At 63.9% G+C, this 18,141-nt stretch carries 15 protein-coding genes; 8 read left to right on the top strand and 7 right to left on the bottom strand.

Translation table 11 applies throughout. The annotated features are described in order from the left end of the window. Positions 1-137: 137 nt before the first annotated feature. From EB809_RS04650 to EB809_RS04635, 4 genes are all read right to left on the bottom strand, one after another. Positions 138-539 (bottom strand): ectoine synthase, encoded by a 402-nt coding sequence (locus tag EB809_RS04650; RefSeq protein WP_123633647.1) that lies wholly within the window; start codon positions 537-539, stop codon positions 138-140. Positions 540-670: 131 nt separating this feature from the next. After that, positions 671-2,107, bottom strand: coding sequence for a GTPase/DUF3482 domain-containing protein (locus tag EB809_RS04645; protein WP_123633646.1), 1,437 nt, complete (start codon positions 2,105-2,107; stop codon positions 671-673). Next, a complete protein-coding gene (locus EB809_RS04640; RefSeq protein WP_123633645.1) occupies positions 2,100-3,488 on the bottom strand; it encodes a DUF2868 domain-containing protein in 1,389 nt (462 codons plus the stop codon). Before EB809_RS04640 ends, EB809_RS04645 begins: the two co-directional genes overlap by 8 nt. Before the next feature lie 69 nt (positions 3,489-3,557). Continuing rightward, the gene (locus EB809_RS04635; protein ID WP_223807813.1) at positions 3,558-4,148 is read right to left on the bottom strand and encodes a DUF1415 domain-containing protein; all 591 of its coding nucleotides are present in this window, start codon (positions 4,146-4,148) and stop codon (positions 3,558-3,560) included. A 99-nt stretch (positions 4,149-4,247) separates the two neighbouring features. Here EB809_RS04635 and EB809_RS04630 point away from each other — a divergent pair, with 99 nt between their 5' ends. From EB809_RS04630 to EB809_RS04615, 4 genes are all read left to right on the top strand, one after another. Then, positions 4,248-4,607: a DUF6164 family protein gene (locus tag EB809_RS04630; RefSeq protein WP_123633644.1), complete on the top strand. Its 360-nt coding sequence runs from the start codon at positions 4,248-4,250 to the stop codon at positions 4,605-4,607. A 175-nt stretch (positions 4,608-4,782) separates the two neighbouring features. Then, a complete protein-coding gene (locus tag EB809_RS04625) occupies positions 4,783-6,726 on the top strand; it encodes a CocE/NonD family hydrolase (RefSeq protein WP_123633643.1) in 1,944 nt (647 codons plus the stop codon). Positions 6,727-6,836: 110 nt separating this feature from the next. Next, entirely contained in the window at positions 6,837-7,865 is a 1,029-nt protein-coding gene (locus tag EB809_RS04620) for a CNNM domain-containing protein (RefSeq protein WP_123633642.1), read from the top strand. Positions 7,866-8,113: 248 nt separating this feature from the next. Beyond that, positions 8,114-9,679 (top strand): sensor domain-containing diguanylate cyclase, encoded by a 1,566-nt coding sequence (locus tag EB809_RS04615; protein WP_123633641.1) that lies wholly within the window; start codon positions 8,114-8,116, stop codon positions 9,677-9,679. On the opposite strand, the gene EB809_RS04610 is transcribed toward EB809_RS04615, so the two are convergent. Beyond that, positions 9,643-10,470, bottom strand: coding sequence for a zinc-dependent peptidase (locus tag EB809_RS04610; protein WP_190294820.1), 828 nt, complete (start codon positions 10,468-10,470; stop codon positions 9,643-9,645). The genes EB809_RS04615 and EB809_RS04610 overlap by 37 nt on opposite strands. A gap of 170 nt (positions 10,471-10,640) precedes the next feature. Here EB809_RS04610 and EB809_RS04605 point away from each other — a divergent pair, with 170 nt between their 5' ends. Further along, entirely contained in the window at positions 10,641-11,927 is a 1,287-nt protein-coding gene (locus EB809_RS04605) for a serine hydrolase domain-containing protein (RefSeq protein ID WP_123633639.1), read from the top strand. A 24-nt stretch (positions 11,928-11,951) separates the two neighbouring features. Here EB809_RS04605 and EB809_RS04600 read toward each other — a convergent pair whose 3' ends face one another. Beyond that, entirely contained in the window at positions 11,952-12,296 is a 345-nt protein-coding gene (locus tag EB809_RS04600) for a hypothetical protein (protein WP_123633638.1), read from the bottom strand. 243 nt (positions 12,297-12,539) lie between these two features. Here EB809_RS04600 and EB809_RS04595 point away from each other — a divergent pair, with 243 nt between their 5' ends. Beyond that, positions 12,540-12,815 carry a hypothetical protein gene (locus tag EB809_RS04595; protein ID WP_123633637.1) on the top strand — a complete coding sequence of 92 codons (276 nt, stop codon included), beginning with the start codon at positions 12,540-12,542 and terminating at the stop codon, positions 12,813-12,815. Between the two features lie 27 nt (positions 12,816-12,842). On the opposite strand, the gene EB809_RS04590 is transcribed toward EB809_RS04595, so the two are convergent. Beyond that, positions 12,843-13,862, bottom strand: a complete 1,020-nt coding sequence (locus EB809_RS04590) for a hypothetical protein (RefSeq protein ID WP_123633636.1) — start codon at positions 13,860-13,862, stop codon at positions 12,843-12,845. Between the two features lie 242 nt (positions 13,863-14,104). On the opposite strand from EB809_RS04590, the gene EB809_RS04585 reads away from it, so the two are divergent. Together EB809_RS04585 and EB809_RS04580 are read left to right on the top strand one after the other, a co-directional pair. After that, positions 14,105-17,602: a response regulator gene (locus EB809_RS04585; protein ID WP_123633740.1), complete on the top strand. Its 3,498-nt coding sequence runs from the start codon at positions 14,105-14,107 to the stop codon at positions 17,600-17,602. A 44-nt stretch (positions 17,603-17,646) separates the two neighbouring features. Continuing rightward, complete coding sequence (locus EB809_RS04580; RefSeq protein ID WP_123633739.1) at positions 17,647-18,141, top strand: hypothetical protein; 495 nt, start codon at positions 17,647-17,649, stop codon at positions 18,139-18,141.

The raw sequence follows: 18,141 nt of genomic DNA, 5'->3' as shown, positions 1-18,141 counted from the left end.
ACAAATGCAAATAATTATCAATAACTGAGGTGGTCGCGTTAAGCCTTCAGAAGAGCGAGGACGTGTCTTTCAGGTGGGCATATCGGGGGTGTGCCGCCCGCCCGTCCGGCTGGACAGGCGGGCGATGTCAGGGCGACTTACTCGTCGTCCGGCAGGTTATAGGAGCCGTCCGCGTCGTGGGTCTCGCGGCCGCTCACCGGCGGGTTGAAGGTACAGATCAGGCGCATGTCCTCGGTGCCGCCACGCAGGATGTGCTTGTCGTGCTTATCCAGTGCGTACAGGATGCCGTCGCGGATCTGGTGCACTTCACCGGTCGCCAGGTCTTCGATGCTGCCGTTGCCGGAGACACAGTAGACGGCTTCCAGGTGGTTCTTGTACCAGAAGGTAAACTCGCTGTTGGCCGGGATAATGGTCTCGTGCATGGAGAAGCCCATGCCATCCTTTTTCAGCAGCAGTCGACGGCTGTTCCAGGGCTTTTCGCCCGGGCCGAAGACGTCAGCGTCACTTCCGATGATTTCTTGCAGGTCAACAATTTTCATTGGAGGCTATCCTCGTTTTGTGGCGAGTACTCCTTCAGGGTGACTGGAGGCGACTCGCGGCCTCTGCCTGCATCACCCTTGGGGAGTCTGGGGATAAGCTCATTAGTATAAACATGGCCTATTCAGGCAGTTCAAATGTATTCCTGATTTATCGTAGCGTGCAGTGACGCCTCTTGCCATTCGCTGAACGCCGTCATGGCCGCCAGGATCACCGGTCGATAGCGGCTGGCGGCACGGCCGTCGCCACTGCCTTTGGCCAGTCGCTGCAACATCGCCTGCAGGCCTTTCTGGTCGTCCCGGGACAGGTGGGCCAGCCAGCGCGCGCCGGTCTGGTCGAGCTGCACCGGGCCACGGCCGGCATGGTTGCGGTGGCTGATCTGGTGCCAGTGATTCAGGGCCCGGCCCAGGATGACGTAACCGAACTGCAGGTCCGCCACCGGTCCGTAGCGCAGCTCACGCCCGCCTGAATGCAGCGGCCCCAGTGACCAGCGTGCCAGACGGTCGGCGTAGAAATAGCTGCCGGCGGCGCCGAGGACCCCACCGACCAGCGCCCCGGCGCCCAGCGACGTCCCGAAGGTCAGGGCGTCGATGCCCACGCCGCCGAGCGCTCCGGCGCCGAAACCCATGGTCGCCAGGTACGTCCGGCTGACGCCCCAAAGGGCCCGGCTGTGTTCGCTGAACAGATCCTCGTCCTGCCAGTAGAGATCGTCCTCCTGCCGCTGCAGCCGGTGATGGCGATACAGTCCCTCGATGGACTTGCGCAGCTGGCGTTCCCGTTGGCGCTGGGCGTCCAGCCACTTCTGCTGCAGCCGCTGGCGTACCGCACGCCGGTCATCGTGTTCGCCCACGCGTCCGCTGACCCGCATCTGCAGCATGTCACCCAGGGCCGCGGCCATCAGGTCGGCCGCGTCGTCCCGGCGTTGCTGGCGCTGGGCCTGCAGGTGCCCGGTGGCGAGAGTCAGACGGTCTTCCCAGCGGTGTTCGAGCTGACCAAACCCCCGCAGCAAACCCAGGTGCTGGTCGAATGGGGCGGTGACCGCGTTGAAGCGGCGCACGATGCGGAAGTACTGGCCCAGGGCTTTTTCCCAGTCGTCGCTGTGATCGTCCGGGCCGATGGCGTTGATCAGCGCCAGGCTGGGTCGCCCGGTCCACTGGAGGATGGTCATCTCGGCTTCGTTGGCCGGGCTGTAGGGCACGGACCCATCCACCACGTAGATGATGCCGGCGTCTTCCTCCAGGATCGGACGCAGCAGTTCGCATTCGTCATGGAACTGGGGATCGTCCCGATGCTGGAGATAGAAGGCGCGCACGGTGTCCGGCCGGTCGGACGCGGACGCGCTGTGGGCCTGCAGCCAGGCCATGACCTTGCGCGGTCGCTGGAAGCCCGGCGTGTCGATCAGTGTGTAGAGCACGTCGCCGTCCACCGTCAGCGGGTAAGCGTGGCTCTCCCGGGTGGTGCCGGGTTCCATGGCGATGGCGATGCTGTCGTTCTGGGACAGGGTGGCCACCACGCTGGACTTGCCGCGATTGGGGTGGCCGACGACGGCAAAGACCGGGGCATCAGCCATGACGTCGGACCCCTTCCGTGTGATCCGGCAGGCGGCAGACCCAGAGGTTGGCGTCCTGCTGACGTTCGGCGAAGCGCTGCCACTGGGCCAGCTGCACGCTGCTGGCGGGTTCCAGCGGCGCTTCTCCGCCCACTGGCAACAGCGCGATCAGGCGCTCCCGGGACCAGGCCCGGCGGGCATCGTGCAGGAAGTCCGCCAGCTCGCCGGTGGGCGGCTCCCAGGCACGGGTTAGCAGGATGACCGGGTCGCGACCGACCGCGAGTTGGCGGATCACGTCATGGTCGTCGGCGAGAGACAGGGTGCCGCCGGCGCTGACAATCGGGGCGTCCGGCTGCGCGAGCAATCCGCGGATCGCCGGTTCGTTGTGGGTTGCGGTGCCGGCCCAGCGGATCAGCGCGTGGCCGGGAGGCAGGGTGTGCAGGGCATTGCCCGGCTGCGACACCGCTTCCCGGTGACTGTCGTCCGCCTCCGCCACCGATTCCACGATGGGCGTGTCAAAACGGTGCCACAGGGCGCTGCGCCCGGGGTGCCGACGGAGCAGTCGCCGGGCCTGCCAGCGCAGGTGAGTGCGCGCGAACAGAGTCAGCAACAGGCGAGGCAGTACGGCGTAGGTCAGCCACAGCATGCTGACAAACGGCCACCAGTCGCCGTAGCGGGCCGGTTCGTTGATCGCGGTTTCGCCCAGCCGGTAGAACTGGGTCTGCTCCACCAGGGCCAGCGACGGATACGCCGCCGGCCAGAGGTGCTGCCAGGGCGTGGCCAGCGACTGGACCAGGCCGGCATAGGTCTCGGCCGAGGCGCGCAGCGTGGTGCTCCAGCCAAACGCCAGGTCCTGTACCACCACCAGCCCCATCAGTGTCAGCCAGGCGAACAGGGTAAACACCAGGGCCGTCTGCTGGGCGGTGCAGGCTGCCAGTTGGGGTTGCAGTTCATCCAGCGCCGTGGGGCGGTCGTCGGCATCCCGGCGCGGGCTCAGCAAACGTCCCCAGGGGCGCCAGCCGATCAGGGCCTGGATCGTGGTGCCCAGCGCCAGCAACCCCTGCAGGGCAATGAAGCCGATGATGACTGTGACGTTGATCTGCTGGGACCCGTCGTAGAACAGCAGGCCCAGCATGGTGAGGATGCCCAGTACAGCCCCGGCCGGCAGCAGCAGGCGTGAGACGCGGCGCCAGGTGCGCAGCCGGCGATCGTCGTCCGGTCCGGGCGTGCGATGGGGCTGGATGTGCTGCAGCCAGCCCGCAACGGAAGGCTGGTGGCTTGCCTGTTGGCAGTTCAGCGCATAGCGCCGGTCGCGCCGGTGCAGGAAAGCGGCCGACTGGGCCTGGTCACGCCGGACCTGATCGTCGAAGGCGAGTAGCAGCGTGACGGGGTGTTGGCGCATCCGGGGCGGGTCCTCAGGTCTGGCGGTGTGGGTGTTGTTTTGAGTGTAACCGCTTGATAACGCGGGCGGCTAGCGGCGGTCCGGCGATGCGTTTGATGGCCAGAGCCGCCGCCAGCCGTCGTGCCCCAGCGCGCGCAGGCGCTCGATGTTGGCGCGGTAGATGGCGTCGGGATCGTCCATGGCCTCGGCGGCCTCGGCCACGCTGTCTTCCCTCAGTATATGCAGGATCGGTAGCGGTGAGCGGTTGGTGTAGTTGTCGATGGCGTCGTCAGGCGTGTCGGCGAAGCGATAATCCGGGTGGAAGCTGGCAATCTGGAAGGTGCCGTCGAGCTCCAGGTGTTCCAGCAGGTTGTCTGCCAGGCCCAGGAAGTCGTTGAAGGCGTCGAAGTCGGCCAGACCCTCGGTGAGGATCAGCAGGGTGGTTTCCCGTTCTTCGGCGGGCAGCGCCTGAAGCTGGTGAATTTCGGCCAGCAGGGCCTCGGCGATGCCCTCGTCATCCGTCGCTTCGGTAACGGCAAAATGCACCTGAGAGCGCACGTAAGGGGCCCGGGCGAACGGACACAGGTTGAGGCCGATCACGGCGGTTTCGACCCAGCGGCGGGTGTCGGCGATGGCGGGGTTGTGGGTATCGGTCATGGGCGTCTCCGGGTAATCCGCCATGATAGCGTGTCCGGCACGGATCTGCGCCGTTGCGTCGTCCGCTTTTCGGCCGAAGCCGTTACAATGACCGGACAGTCATCCCGAATTCGAGTACGCCCGATGCCCCATTTCCTGATGAACCTGCGCCATGTCCCGGACGACGAGGCGGACGAGATCCGCGCCCTGTTCGAGGAGCACGACGTGGATTACTACGAGACGCCCCCCAGTCGCTGGGGCATCAGCATGGGCGGCTTCTGGGCCCGGGAAGCCGACGAGGCCGAGCGCGCCCGCGACCTGTTGGCCACGTATCAGCAGTCCCGCCAGGATACCCAGCGAGCCGACTATGCGCGCCGACTTGCGGCCGGTGAGGTGCCGTCCTTTGCCCAGCGATTGTGGCGCCGGCCAGTGACCATCCTCGCCACCTTACTGGCGGTCGCCCTGATCCTGGGGCTGAGTGTGGCGCCGTTTCTCTCCTGGTGATCGGGCAACGCCCTGATCTGTCGATCAATTGTCCACAAGTTGACTCGCTTGACGTAACAATGTGTAACAAAGGCTAATGAATTGTACATTTGTACCAAATTAGTCTGGGACTGTCCGGGATCCGGCAGGATGCGCCGGGACCTGAAAAATAAAGACAACAAACAGGTACAGTCCAATGAACAAGCACGTCAGTGGCCTGACAACGGCCAGTCTTCTTCTGCTTTTGCTGTCCGGCTGTGGCGGTGGTGGTTCCGGCGACTCGGACTCCGACTCGGCCGTCCTGGGCGACGTGGAGGCCGCCGACACATCGGACAACGAATCCCCCACCACCCCGGCCCAACCGGCCACCGACGAGCAGCGGGCCCTGCCCGAAGCGACGGTGGGTCTGGAGGCCGCCTCCTGCGAAACCGGTGAGCACCTGCAAGGCGACCGCAGCTATCGGGTGGACATGCCGTCTCGGGTGGACGGCGCCGCCATCGTGTTCCAGGTGTTCGAACCGCGCCTGTTTGACTGTCGCAACCACCATCCGCTGATCCTGCAGAGTCACGGTTTCAGCGGCAGCCGCGAGACCGAAGCGGGCAATGATCCGCTGGCCCCGGTTCAGCCGCTGGTGGATGCCGGTTATACCGTGATCAGCATCGATGAACGGGGCCATGGTGAAAGCGGCGGCACCGTGCGGGTGATGGATCCGGATTACGCCGGCCAGGACCTGGTGCAGATCGTCGATTGGGCCGAAGCCAACCTGGATTACCTGGCCTACCGGGATGACAACCTGCTGCTGGGTGCTGTCGGCGGCAGCTACGGCGGCGGTTTCCAGTACATGCTCTACAACGTGGATCCCGATCGGCGGATGGACGCCATGGTGCCGCAGATCACCTGGCACGACCTGACCGACAGCCTCGATCCGGGCGGCGTGGTGAAAACCTATTGGGCGGCGGTGCTGGCGTCCCTGGGCGATGCGGGCACCGGCTTCAGCATGGACCCGTTTATCCGGTCCACGTTGCTGGAAGGCGTGGCCACCAACCGGATTCCCGACACCGCGCTGGATTTCTTCTACTACCACAGCCCGGACTATTTCAGCGACAACGGACGGGACCTTGCGTTGTATGACAGCGGCAACACCGACGACTACCTGCTCGACCCGCTGACCGGCCAGCTGCCCATCACCGGTGACGGCCATTACGTGGTCAAGACGCCGCCGCGCGCGCCCTACCCGGTGGACGTGCTGATGTTTCAGGGTGTGCGCGACAACCTGTTTCCGCTCAACGAAGCCTACGAGAACTACAAGACCATGGCGGCCGCCGGTGGTGACGTGCGCCTGCTGACCTATCCCTTCGGCCATCATTACCTGGCGCCCAGCGTCGGGCTGGTGCAGGAAACGCTGGAGAACGGTGATTTCTACGCTCAGGCGCTGCCCGAATTCCCATCGGAAGGCACCGGTCCGCTCTCCAGCTGTGGCGACATTGATGTGACCCAGGCGACGCTGGCCTGGTTCAACGAGAAACTGCGTGGCGAGGGCAATGCCGACAACGTGATCACCAGCGGCCACCAGGTGTGCTTCTCGCTGGCGCCGGGGGATTCGGTCAACGCGCCGTCGATGACCGTGGGCGGGGAGGCCTTCCCCATCGACAACCCGCTCTCGGCAGCGCTGCCGGTGACGGTGCTGGCGGGGCCGAACCCGTTACCGACCGTGATTCCGCTGACGTCCGTGGACCAGGATGCCGTGATTGCCGGCATTCCCACGGCGACGCTGTCGCTGTCCTTCCCGGTGGACGGTCTCGACAGCGCCTGCCTCGACAACGGCGATCCGGTGCTTGGCCTGGGCACCTGCGACGCCATCGTGTTTGTCGGTATCGGCCGGATCCGCAACGGCGTGCCGGAACTGATCGACGGCCAGGTGCAGCCGGTGCGCGGTCTGGGTGAGCACGACATCGAGCTGACCGGCATTGCCGAGCGCCTGCAGCCCGGCGACAAGCTGGCCCTGATGGTCTATGGCCAGTATGCCAGCACGTACCTTGGCGCGTTTTCCCGCGATCTGACCAGTTACTCCCTTGTCCTGGACGGGAGTGTCCGGCTCCCCCTGCTCGCGTCGGACGGTCAGAGCGCGCTTACTCCCTGAAAGGCGTCTTCGGGGATCTCATCGGGCGCAGGGACGCGCCCCGTTTTGCGGTTTAATCGTCGCCAGCTCCGTGGGTAGAATGACTTTTCCGCTGCCAACGGATACCCCGGATGCTGCTGCTTGTACTGTTTGCCGCTCTTTCCATCGGTTTTTCATTCTTGTGTTCCGTGCTGGAGGCCGCCCTGCTGTCGGTCACGCCCAGCTACATTGCCTCCCTCAAGCAGGATCGCCCCGAGCTTTTCAGGCGCCTGCGCCATCTCAAGGACAACGTGGATGACCCCCTGGCGGCGATACTCACCCTCAATACTGTGGCCCATACCGTCGGGGCGACCGGCGTGGGTGCCCAGGTGGCGGGTCTGTTCGGCAGCACCTGGGTGGGGCTGGCGTCGGGCATCATGACCCTGGCCATCCTGATTTTTTCCGAGATTATCCCCAAGACCATCGGGGCCAAGTTCTGGCGCAGTCTCGCGCCCTGGCTGCCCGGTGTCCTGCGGGTGATCATGATTGCGCTGGCGCCGTTCGTCTGGCTGTCGAATCTCATCACACGGCGGATCGGCGAAGACGCTGCGGATGTGGACCTGCGCGCCGAAATCAGCGCCCTGACCGAAATCGGTCGGGACCAGCGGGCGCTGGACGAGGACGAACGCCGGGTCATCCAGAACATCCTGCGCCTGCATGACATTACGGTGGGCTCGATCATGACCCCGCGCACCGTGTGCCAGACGGTGCGCCCGGATGCCACGGTGGCGGAATTTCGTGAACGCTTCCAGGACCTGCCGTTCACCCGCTACCCGCTGATCGATGCCGACGGCAAAAGCCTGGGCTATGTCCATAAGCCGGATGTGCTGGACGTGGACGGCGACGTGCGCCTCGACACCGTGGCCCGGGAGATGGAGATCGTCCGCGCCGGCACCGACATCGAGCGGCTGTTCGGTTTGATGCTGCGCGAACGCCAGCATATGGCGGTGGTCTACGACGAGATGGATACCTGGGTCGGGGTGGTCACCATGGAAGACATCCTGGAAACCATCCTGGGACTGGAGATCATGGATGAGACCGACAACGTCGCCAACCTGCGCCGTTACGCCAAGGAGCGCTGGAGCCGGCGGCTGCGCAAACTGTCGGCCCGGCAGCTGTAGCGCATCGGACTGTCCTGCAAAAAGCTGTGAAAACAGGGTGTTTGACGGGCTTGCGGCTCGACGCCCGGCGCTGGAGCGGCTAAGTTGCTTAGGGAGTCTCCGATTAAAATGCCCGGGGTCCCTTTGAGCGATCCGAAGGCGTCTCAGGTGGTCATCAGAGGCTCCATGGTGGGAGTGTCACGGAGCCAGCGACGGCTTCACCTGGACGATGCCCCACGGGACGTTGATAGAGAGGGATTCCGTATCAGATGAGTGCGTCCAGGGAAGTCGGCTCGCCGTTCCGCCGGGCCTTGTTGATCTGCTTGGCCTACGCCATCCTCAGCGCCCTGTGGGTGGCCGCCAGTGACCGCATGCTGGGCATGATGGTGCATAACCCGGACACCCTGACCAGTATCCAGACCTGGAAAGGCTGTGGGTTCGTCCTGGTGACATCCCTCTTCCTGTTCACCCTCATTTACCACCAGTTTCGCCGCTATGCACGCATGCTGGCCGTCAACCACGAACAGGCGGAAGCCATCCACGATCTGAGCCAGTTCCGTGAGAGCATCATCGACAACGCCAGCATCTGGATCAACGTGCTCGACCCCGCCGGCCGGGTGCTGATCTGGAACAAGGCGGCGGAGCGGATCAGTGGCTACACCCGCGATGAGGTGCTGCACTCCGATTCCATGTGGGGGCTGTTATATCCGGATGACGAGTACCGGGCTCACGTGCTGGAGCTGGCGGAATCCATTATCCGTGACGGGCTCGACCTGAGCGGTTTTGAAAGCCGGATCCAGACCAAGCAGGGCCTGCTGCGGGCCATGTCTTGGAATTCCCGGCGTTTCTTTACGCCGGACGGCGAAGTGGCTGGTGCCATCACCATTGGCCAGGATCTCACCGAACAGCGCCAGATGGAGAATCTGGCCCACGACAGCGAACGCCAGCTCAAGACCCTGATGGACAACCTGCCGGGCATGACCTATCGCTGCCTGTTCGACGAATCCTGGACCATGAAATTCGTGTCCGATGGCTGCCGTTCGCTGACGGGTTACTCGCCGGACGAACTGATCAACAACCGGACGGTCGCGTTTGCCGACCTCATCGATCCGGCGGACAACGAAACCAGTACCCGGGCGGTGGAACAGGCCATCGGCAACGCTGAGCCCTATGCGCTGGAATACGGCCTCACCCGGCGCGACGGAAGCCGCATCTGGGTCTGGGAGAAAGGCCGCAGTGTGGAAGTGGACGGCCAGTTGATGCTGGAAGGCATCATCCTCGACATCAGTGACCGCAAGGCGCTGGAAGAGGAGCTGGCGCGATTGGCCACCCACGACGCCCTGACCGGCCTGTTCAATCGCCGTGAGGTGGAACGGCGACTGCGCGAGGAACTGGTCCGGGCCGAGCGCTACAAGCGGCCGGTGGCGGTGCTCTGGATCGACCTGGATCACTTCAAGGACGTCAATGACGCCCACGGCCATGCCGGCGGCGACGAGGTGCTGCGCCGGGTCAGCGAGCAGTTGTTGGATTCCGTGCGCGCGGTGGATATCGTCGGGCGATACGGCGGCGAGGAATTCGTGGTCATCCTGCCGGAGCATCACCTGCCGGAAGCCCGCGAGACGGCCGAGCGCCTGCGCCGGATGGTGGCCAGCCAGCCCATCCGGATCAACGATCACGTTGACGTGCCGCTGTCGATCAGTGTGGGTGTTGCGATCTACCCGGAACACGGGCAGGGGGTCAAAGCCATCTGTGAAGCGGCCGACCAGGCGATGTACGCGGCCAAGCGGGCCGGGCGCAATCAGGTCTGTGTGGCCCACTCCGCCGGCGACAGCTGATAGAACCCGCTCAGGCATTCGTACAGCCGGGGCTCGCTGTGACGCAGCGCCTCCGGATCGCAGAAGAACGCTTCCGTGGCCACGGCGAAGAACTCCGCCGGATTGGTGGCGCCATAGGGATCCAGCACTGTATCGCCATGGCGGGCCTCGTGCTTGAGGCGTTCCCAGGCGTCACTGAACACCGCCTGCCAGTTGCGGGCCTGCTCCCCGGAATGCAGCGGCGGTGCCCCGTCGGAGCTGCCGTCCAGTTGATCGAGCTGGTGGGCGAATTCGTGCAGCGCCACATTGCTGGCGGCCCACTCATCGGCCGCCTCGGCCTGAAGCGTCGCCCACACCAGGATCACCCGACCTTCTCCCCAGGACTCGCCCAACCGCGTGTCCGTGCCCTCGACCACCACCGGCCCTTCGCGATGGTGGGTGGGCGCCCGGTAGGCGTCGGGGTAGATCAGCACGGCCTGCAGGCTGTCGTAGTAATCCATGGACAGTCCGGACACCAGCAGCGCGCCGTGGGCGGCCACCAGGACGCGCATGTCGTCGGTGAGTTCCAGGCCGTTGCAGCCGTAGAATTCCAACTCGTCCATCAGGATCAGGGTGCCGGTGTGGACCCGCTCCCGGACCGGCCCGGGCAGTCGCCGGTAGAGTGCCATGTCCCGTTCCAGCCAGCGCGCCCACTCGGCGGGAAAGGCGCTCGCGGCCAGCCGCTGCCTCCGGGCCCGGCGATAGAAGAACAGGCGCCAGGCGGCCAGGGCGATCACAACGGCGACACACAGCGCGTAGAGCAGGGGCGTCATGGGAACTCCATTCTGTGGGTTGGCCCGCATTGCATACCGGTTGGCATCGCAGCGGGCGTCCGGGGCAATGTATCATCATTCCTGATGGTGATGGACGGCCGTCCAGCACCGGTGCCTGACAACGACAAGAACGCGGATACCGCTGTCGCCCTCCACGAGGATATCTGCCCATGAACAAACTCACCCGTCGCGCTTTCAACACCAGTGTCATTCCCCGGGACCTGGCTGCTGTCACCCACATCGATCACGCGGCCGAAGTGGCGCCGGCGTCACTGGGTCTGAACGCCGATGCGGTTGGCGGTATCTGGAACTCGGTGGAGCGGTTGTACCGGACCGGCGTTCACCCCGGCATGCAGCTGTGCCTGCGCTACCGGGGCGATGTCGTGCTGCATCGGGCGATCGGCCACGCCCACGGTAACGGCCCCCGGGATCGCCGGAATGCGCCGCGAGTGGCCATGACCACCGATACCCCGATCTGCTATTTCTCCGCCTCCAAGGCGGTGACGGCGCTGCTGATGCATATCCTGGCCGAACAGGGGCGGATCAACCTGCTCGATCCGGTCAGCCATTACTGCCCGGAATTCGCCCGCAACGGCAAGGGCACCATCACCATTCACCAGGTCCTGTCCCATCGCGGCGGCATTCCGGCCATTCCCCGGGAGACGCCGCTGGAGACCCTGTGGGACCGGGACGCCATCTGGAAAATCCTGTGCGACGCGGTGCCGGTGGAAGTGGACGGCTCCAAGCTCGCCTATCACGCCATTACCGGAGGCTTTGTCCTGCAGCGGGTTTTGGAAACGGTGACCGGGGAATCCATCGAGGCCTTCCTTGATCGCCACATCCGTCAGCCGCTGGGCATGCAATGGTTTACCTACGGCATTCGCCGGGAAAAGCTGTCGGAGCTGGCTTCGAACTACGCCACCGGTCCGAACCCGGTGTTTCCGGTGTCCTGGGTGCTGCGTCGGGCGCTGGGCGGTGACATGGCCACCATCGAAACCGTGGTCAACGATCCGCAGTTCCAGGAAACCGTGGTGCCGGCGGCGAACCTGTGCGGTACCGCCGAAGAGATGAGTCGCTTCTTCCAGATGATGCTCAACGGCGGCGAGTGGCACGGGCAGCGGATCTGCCAGCCGGAGACGATCCGGCGGGCGGTGCAGCAGTTCGGCTCCCCCCAGATCGACCGGACCCTGATGATTCCCATGCGGTTCAGCGCCGGTTTCATGCTGGGGGGCAACCCGGTCGGGTTATGGGGGCCGGACAGTCGTGAAGCGTTCGGGCACGTGGGGCTGATCAATAAATTCTGCTGGGCCGATCCATCCCGGGACATCTCGGTCAGCCTGGTCAACACCGGCCTGCCGATCGTCGCCCATCACCTGCCCGCCCTGGCCCGCTTCCTGTGGTCCGTCGGTCGACAGTTCCCGCGTCACCCCGGAGAAGCCCGTCGGGTGGTGGCCTGATCGGATTGCCGACTCTTATCCGCGTCAGACGTCGTCCAGCTGGGCTTCCAGGATGGCCAGCACGGAGGACTGCACTTCCTTGAAATCCGTGACCGTCTGGGTGCGCTGGATGACCTCGTCCTGGCGTTCTTCCAGCTGGTGCAGCTTGGGAATCACCCGCCGGATGCCTTCGGTGATCACCTCGTAGGGATAGTGGTGGTCCATGACGCTCAGCTTGTTCAGCTCCGAGACTTCCTGATGGAAGATGCTGATGATGTCGTAGAGCAGGTCCTTGTGCTGGATGGTGCTCGCTTCCCAGTAGGCGTCATCCAGCAGTTCCAGCAGGGACAGGTATTCCCGCAGGGTATCGGCGACGGACGGTGCGGTCATGTCAGGCTCCGGTCAGACGTAGGGTTGCATTCCAGAATAGCAGGCGCGAGGATGAGCGTAAGGATCTGTAGACTGCGTTTATGGCCGTAAAATGAACCTATGTTCATACTTTGTTGCGGATCCTGATCGGGTTGTGCACAATAAAGCCCTGCCGCATGCGGGTTCCATGGATGTGAGGAGCCCACACCGGGTACGCGGAGCGTTATGATAACGTCGCTGAACGACTCAAGGATGAGAGAGCCCATGTTGAAAGAAACCGACCTGCCTGACCAGAGTGGCCCACGCCACCCGCATCAGCCCAACCTGAACCGTCACGAGAGCGTCCGCAAACACCTGCAGGAACGCCTGAACCGGGAAGTGGCGGACCTGGAAGAACGTATCGAATCCCTGCGCCGCAGCCGCGCGCCCCATACTGCGATCATCATCGCCACCTACGAGAGGATGATCGATCGAAAGAAGGGCTTCATGTCGACCTGGGGGATGGGCAATCAGGTCGGCAGAAGTCACCGCTCAAACTGAACCGGATCGTCGGCACCCCGGACGTGCTTACTGGCGTTCGGGCACCGCTTGCGTCGCATAGCTGTTCCCTGTCCCGTCATCGAAGTTACCGCAATAGTCCTGCGTCCTGGTGTACTGCGCCTCCCGTTTCGCCGGGTCGTCGCAGTCCGAGCCACTGAGGCTGCAGGTTGAGGTGAAGACCTCGGCGGTCTGCTCGGCGTAATCAAGCACCACGCGGGCGCAGTCGACGCCCGTTTGGTCAGCGAAGTCGAACGTATTGCTGCTGCTGCGGATCCATTCGTCCCGGTCAAGATCGATGAAATCTTGTTGAAGGCTTAATCGTTCCTCGTTGTTGCTAGCAGTAAATGATGCAGTGAGTAGTTCGGGGTTATTGAAACCGATGGCTGAGAAAGTCTTGCTATCAAATTGCGCACCCGCGATTGCCCCGTCCAGCCAGCTATCACTGGAACCCCGGTACTGTGCCACCCGAATGACTTTGTCAGCCTCATCTGGAGAGTAGACCCAGCGAAGAACAGGGTAGTAATAAACTTCCTTTTGTCCTTCATCCTCACTAAACACGATTCGATTTGGCTTATCTTCAGTACTGCTGGCCTTGTTGCTGTAATCAGCCGCATTGCCGGCATCGATGCAGGTGCTGATATAGCGCCGGCCGACGTTGAAATTGTTGATGGTGCCTTCGCCGATCACCAGGTTGATCAGGTCCAGCGGATTGCGCACGCTGGTATAGGCGCTGGCGCCACTGGAAGGACTGCCGCCGTTGAAGTGGGCGGTTTCCGAAAACACGTCTTCGGCGACCGACTGACCGTAGGCATCGCCGTCGTTGGCAGGCTGCACGCCGGCGATCACGTCGCGGAACATGTGATAGTCCAGTCGTTCCGGTTCGTTGACGTCAAAACTGCTGAAACTGGCCAGCACGTTGCTGGCCGGGTTGTACTGGGAACCGCAGTCCGCCGTGCTGCCGCCATCGCCGTTACTGTCCCCACCGCCGCAACCGGCCAGGACCAGCAGGCTGGCTAGCAGGGCCAAAAACGTCTTGTCTGTCGCCATTACAGGATTCCTTGCCGCGAACACCGTTAACATGGAGGCACTCGATAGAGGCTGCCCAGGTGCGAAGATGCCGATAACGCGCTAAAGTTGGGTTAAGGAAGTGGGCTCATCCAATAACATCACAAAGCCCGGCCCAACGATCCCGCACGATAGCGGAAATCGTGGGTGCCTGCCCGCTCGGAGATCACATTTTGCGGTATCCCAATCAGCATCCGGCGCGTTACTCCGCAACGCTTTTCCGGATGATCATTGTCGCCCTGGCCCTGCTGGCGTCGTTTCCGGCGCTGGCGGCCCAGCCGGCCTGCCATGAAGTGCCTGTCCGGGTGGATCCGGGCCGGGACCAGGTGGATCTGGCATCCTGCCTCTGGTACCTGGAGGATCCCAGCGCCGAGCTGAGCCTGGAGGACGTGCGTCAGCGCGATCAGGCCGGTGATTTCCGCAAGCACGACGGCGGTATCCTCAACTTCGGTTATACCGAATCCGCCTACTGGGCCCGCTTCGACCTCAACTACACCGGCGACATGCCGGTCGAGCGCATCCTCGAGCTGAGCCTGCCGCTGGTGGACCACGTGGCCGTCCACGTCTACCGCGACGGCACCCTGACCGACGAACGGGAGCTGGGCTACACCGCCGACTGGGCGGACCGCGAGCTGCTGGTGCCCAACCCGGTGTTCAAGCTCACCCTGCATCCGGACGAAAAGGTCCGCATCTACCTGCGGGTCAAGACCGCCAACACCTTCCGCCTGCCGCTGACCCTCTGGTCACCGGACGCCTATGTGGAGAAGGTGGCGGTGGACGAGACCATCCAGGGGATTTTCCTGGGCAGCATTCTGGCCATCCTGGCCTACAACCTGTTTGTGGCGGTGTCGGTCCGCGAGCGCAGTAACGTCTATTACGTGCTGTACCTGGTGTTCGCCACGCTGTTCATCGCGACCGAGCAGGTCCACGGCCTGCAGCTGTTCGACCATAGGCCCTGGTTCCTGGACAAGGACTTCTTGCACTACCAGATCCTGCTCACCTGGTTCTTCGGTATCCAGATGGCGCGGGAGCTGCTGGAACTGCCCCAGCGTGCTCCGGAGCTGGACAAGACCATGCGGGTCTGTCTGGGCGGCGTGGTGCTGACGTTCATGCTCAGCCTATTCATGCCCTATCACATTGCGATGGAATGGACGGTCATCGGCTCGATCAGTCTGTCCATTATCATGATCCTGGTCAGCTACTGGGCCTGGCGGCACTTCAATCCGGCGGCCCGTACCTATTTCTTCGCCTGGACCTGCACCCTGGCGGGTGTGGGGCTCTATGCGCTGACGGTGATGGGCTATTTCCCGCTCAACTACATCACCGGCCATTCGCCGCAGATCGGCCTCACCGCGCAGGTCATCCTGTTCTCCTTTGCCCTGGCTGACCGGATCAAGCTGATCCAGGCGGAGGCACTGGACTGGAGCCGGCGCGCCCTGTCCAACCTGACCCGCTACCAGTCGCTGTTCAACAACGCCGTGGAAGGCATTTTCCAGATGTCCCTGGAGCGGCGCTTCCTGGCGGCCAACCCGGCCATGGCCGAACTGCTAGGCTATGACGACGCCGAAACCCTGATGAGCGAGGTGACGGACGTGCTGTCCGCCTGCTTCGCCGATCCCGGCCAGCGCCAGCAGGTGATCGAGCGGCTGGAAGTGAGCGGTGGCGCCAAGGGCATGGAGACCCGTTGCTTCACCCCGCAAGGCGAGGAGCGCTGGCTCAACGTCTCGCTCAACACCGTCTATGACGCCGACGGTGAGCCGATCCACCTGGAAGGCACCTGCATCGACATCACCGAGCGCATGCAGCGTGAAGTGATCGAGAAAGAGCGCGAAAACGAACGCATGGAAAAGGAGCTGGCCCGCAACGCCGCCGAGGCCAAGAGCCAGTTCCTGGCCAACATGAGTCACGAGATCCGCACGCCGCTGGCGGCGATCATCGGCTACGGGGAGAACCTGCTGGATCCGGAGCTGGACGGCGAGGAGAAGCGCAACAGCGCCGAGACCGTCGTGCGCAGCGGCCGCCATCTGCTGGATCTGGTCAACGACATCCTCGACCACTCCAAGATCGACGCCAACAAGCTGAACGTCGAGATCCTGACCGTCGACCTGCCCGAATTGCTGGACGAAGTGCGTGCGTTCTTTGTGCCGCGGGCCCGGGAAAAAGGCATCGAGTTCGGGATTCACTGCGATTTCCCCCTGCCCGAACAGATCCGGACTGATCCGACCCGATTCCGGCAGATCATCATCAACCTGTGCGGTAATGCGCTGAAATTCACAGAAAAGGGATCGATCTCGCTGTCCATTCGCTGCCAGCGGGACACCGAGACCCTGGTCGCCCGGGTGGTGGACAGCGGCATCGGCATGAAGCCGGAACAGCTCCAGCGCCTGTTCGATCCGTTTGCCCAGGGCAGCGCCGCGATTGCCCGCCAGTATGGCGGCACCGGCCTGGGCCTGAGCATTTCCAAGCGGCTGGCGGAACTGCTGGGGGGCTCGATCGCCGTCCACAGCGTCTACGGTGAGGGCAGCGAATTCGAAGTCACCATTGCCACCGGGCCGTTGGAAGGCGTGCATCTGCTGCGTGATGCCTCCGAACTGACCCAGCGCCGGCGCCTGCTGCCGATGGTCACGGCGCCGCGACTGAGCGGACGGATCCTGTGCGCCGAGGACAACGACGTCAACCGCAAACTGGTGGAACTCATGGTGCAGCGGACCGGCGCGGACATCGTGCATGTCAGCAACGGCGCGGAAGCCCTGGACGCGGCCACCCATGGTTCCTTCGACCTGATCCTGATGGACATCCAGATGCCGGTCATGAACGGTCGCGACGCCACCGCGGCCCTGCGCGAGGCGGGGATCAACACGCCGATCATCGCCCTGACCGCCAACGTCATGGCCGAGGACATCGAGGACTATCGCCGTGCCGGTTGTACCGATCATCTGGCCAAGCCCATCGACAAACGCCGCTTCTATGAAATCCTGGCCCGTTACCTGACCCTGGACGAGTGGCCCACGCCGGCGGAAGACCAGCAGTACGAAGGCACGGTGCTGGTGGCCGAAGACAACGACGACAACCGCCGACTCGTGGAGCGCCTGCTGGGCCGTTACGGACTCGACGTGATCGCCGTGACGTCAGGCCGGGAGGCGGTCCAGATCGCCCTGGCGAAAACGGTGCATCTGGTGCTGATGGATCGCCACATGCCGGATATGGACGGGCCTGCCGCCACCCGGATGCTGCGTCAGACCGGTTTCCGGCGCCCGATTATCGCCTTTACCGCCGGGGATCAGCGGGAAATCGAGGAGCTGGTGGACGCCGGCTGCGATGGCGTCCTGAACAAGCCGATCGACAACGGGCACCTGGGCGCCACGCTGGCCCGCTACCTGTCGGCCAGCGGTGCGACGGCAGCGGCCAGTCAGGAGAGCGAGGGCATCCGGGCGTTGGTGTCGCAGTTCCTGGACGGGCTACCCGAGCGGATCCGTATCGTGGAAACCGCTGTGGCGGATGCCGACTGGCCGACCCTGCAGAACCAGGCCCATCAGATCAAGGGCACCGCCGGCGCCATGGGCTATCCGCTGATGACCGAGCAGGCCGGGGTGGTCGAAGGGGCCATCAAGCGGGGGGACACCGGTCAGGCCACTGAACAGTCTGATACACTCATCAACCTGATGCGCCAGGCGGTCGCCAGCCGCCGTTACGCATCCGAGATGCCAACTGAGGATCGTTAGTCGTGGACGAGAAGCAAAACAACGAAGCGCCGTCTCTCAACACCATGTTCGGGACCTACGCCGACGTCCTGTTTGTCCTGTTCCCGTTCCTGGTGATCATTATGCAACGGATGTGGGACGGCGAGCTGACCGAGGTGCTGCTGCGCCCGGACCTGAGCATTGCCTCGGCGATCCTGGCCGGACTGGCGATCGGCAAGTTCGTACTGGGACTGGTCATGAATCGCGATCTGGGGCGCTACAAGGAACGCATCGTCTTCTTCATTGCGCTGACCCTGTTCCTGGTGATGGGGCCGGCGATCATCCTGATCCTGAGTATTGTCGGTGGCGACAAGGTCCCCGGTTTCGTGGCCTTCCTGCAGCCGGTGCTGCTGATCGTGGCGATTTCGCTGTATACCACGGCCATTTCCATCAGCAACCTGCTGCTGCGTGGCGGCGAGGACGACGACACGAGGGGCTCTGCGGCCCGGTCGTCTTCAGCCGGACGATCCGCGTCGCCCACTCCCCTGGTTATCCCGCGGCGGACGTCGAACGGCGAGTAA

Origin of the sequence: Marinobacter sp. R17 (genome assembly GCF_003789045.1) — a bacterium.
Classification (GTDB): Bacteria; Pseudomonadota; Gammaproteobacteria; order Pseudomonadales; family Oleiphilaceae; genus Marinobacter_A; species Marinobacter_A mangrovi.
The sequence above is the reverse complement of the archived record's forward strand: the minus strand, read 5'-3'. Positions and strand labels throughout refer to the sequence as shown.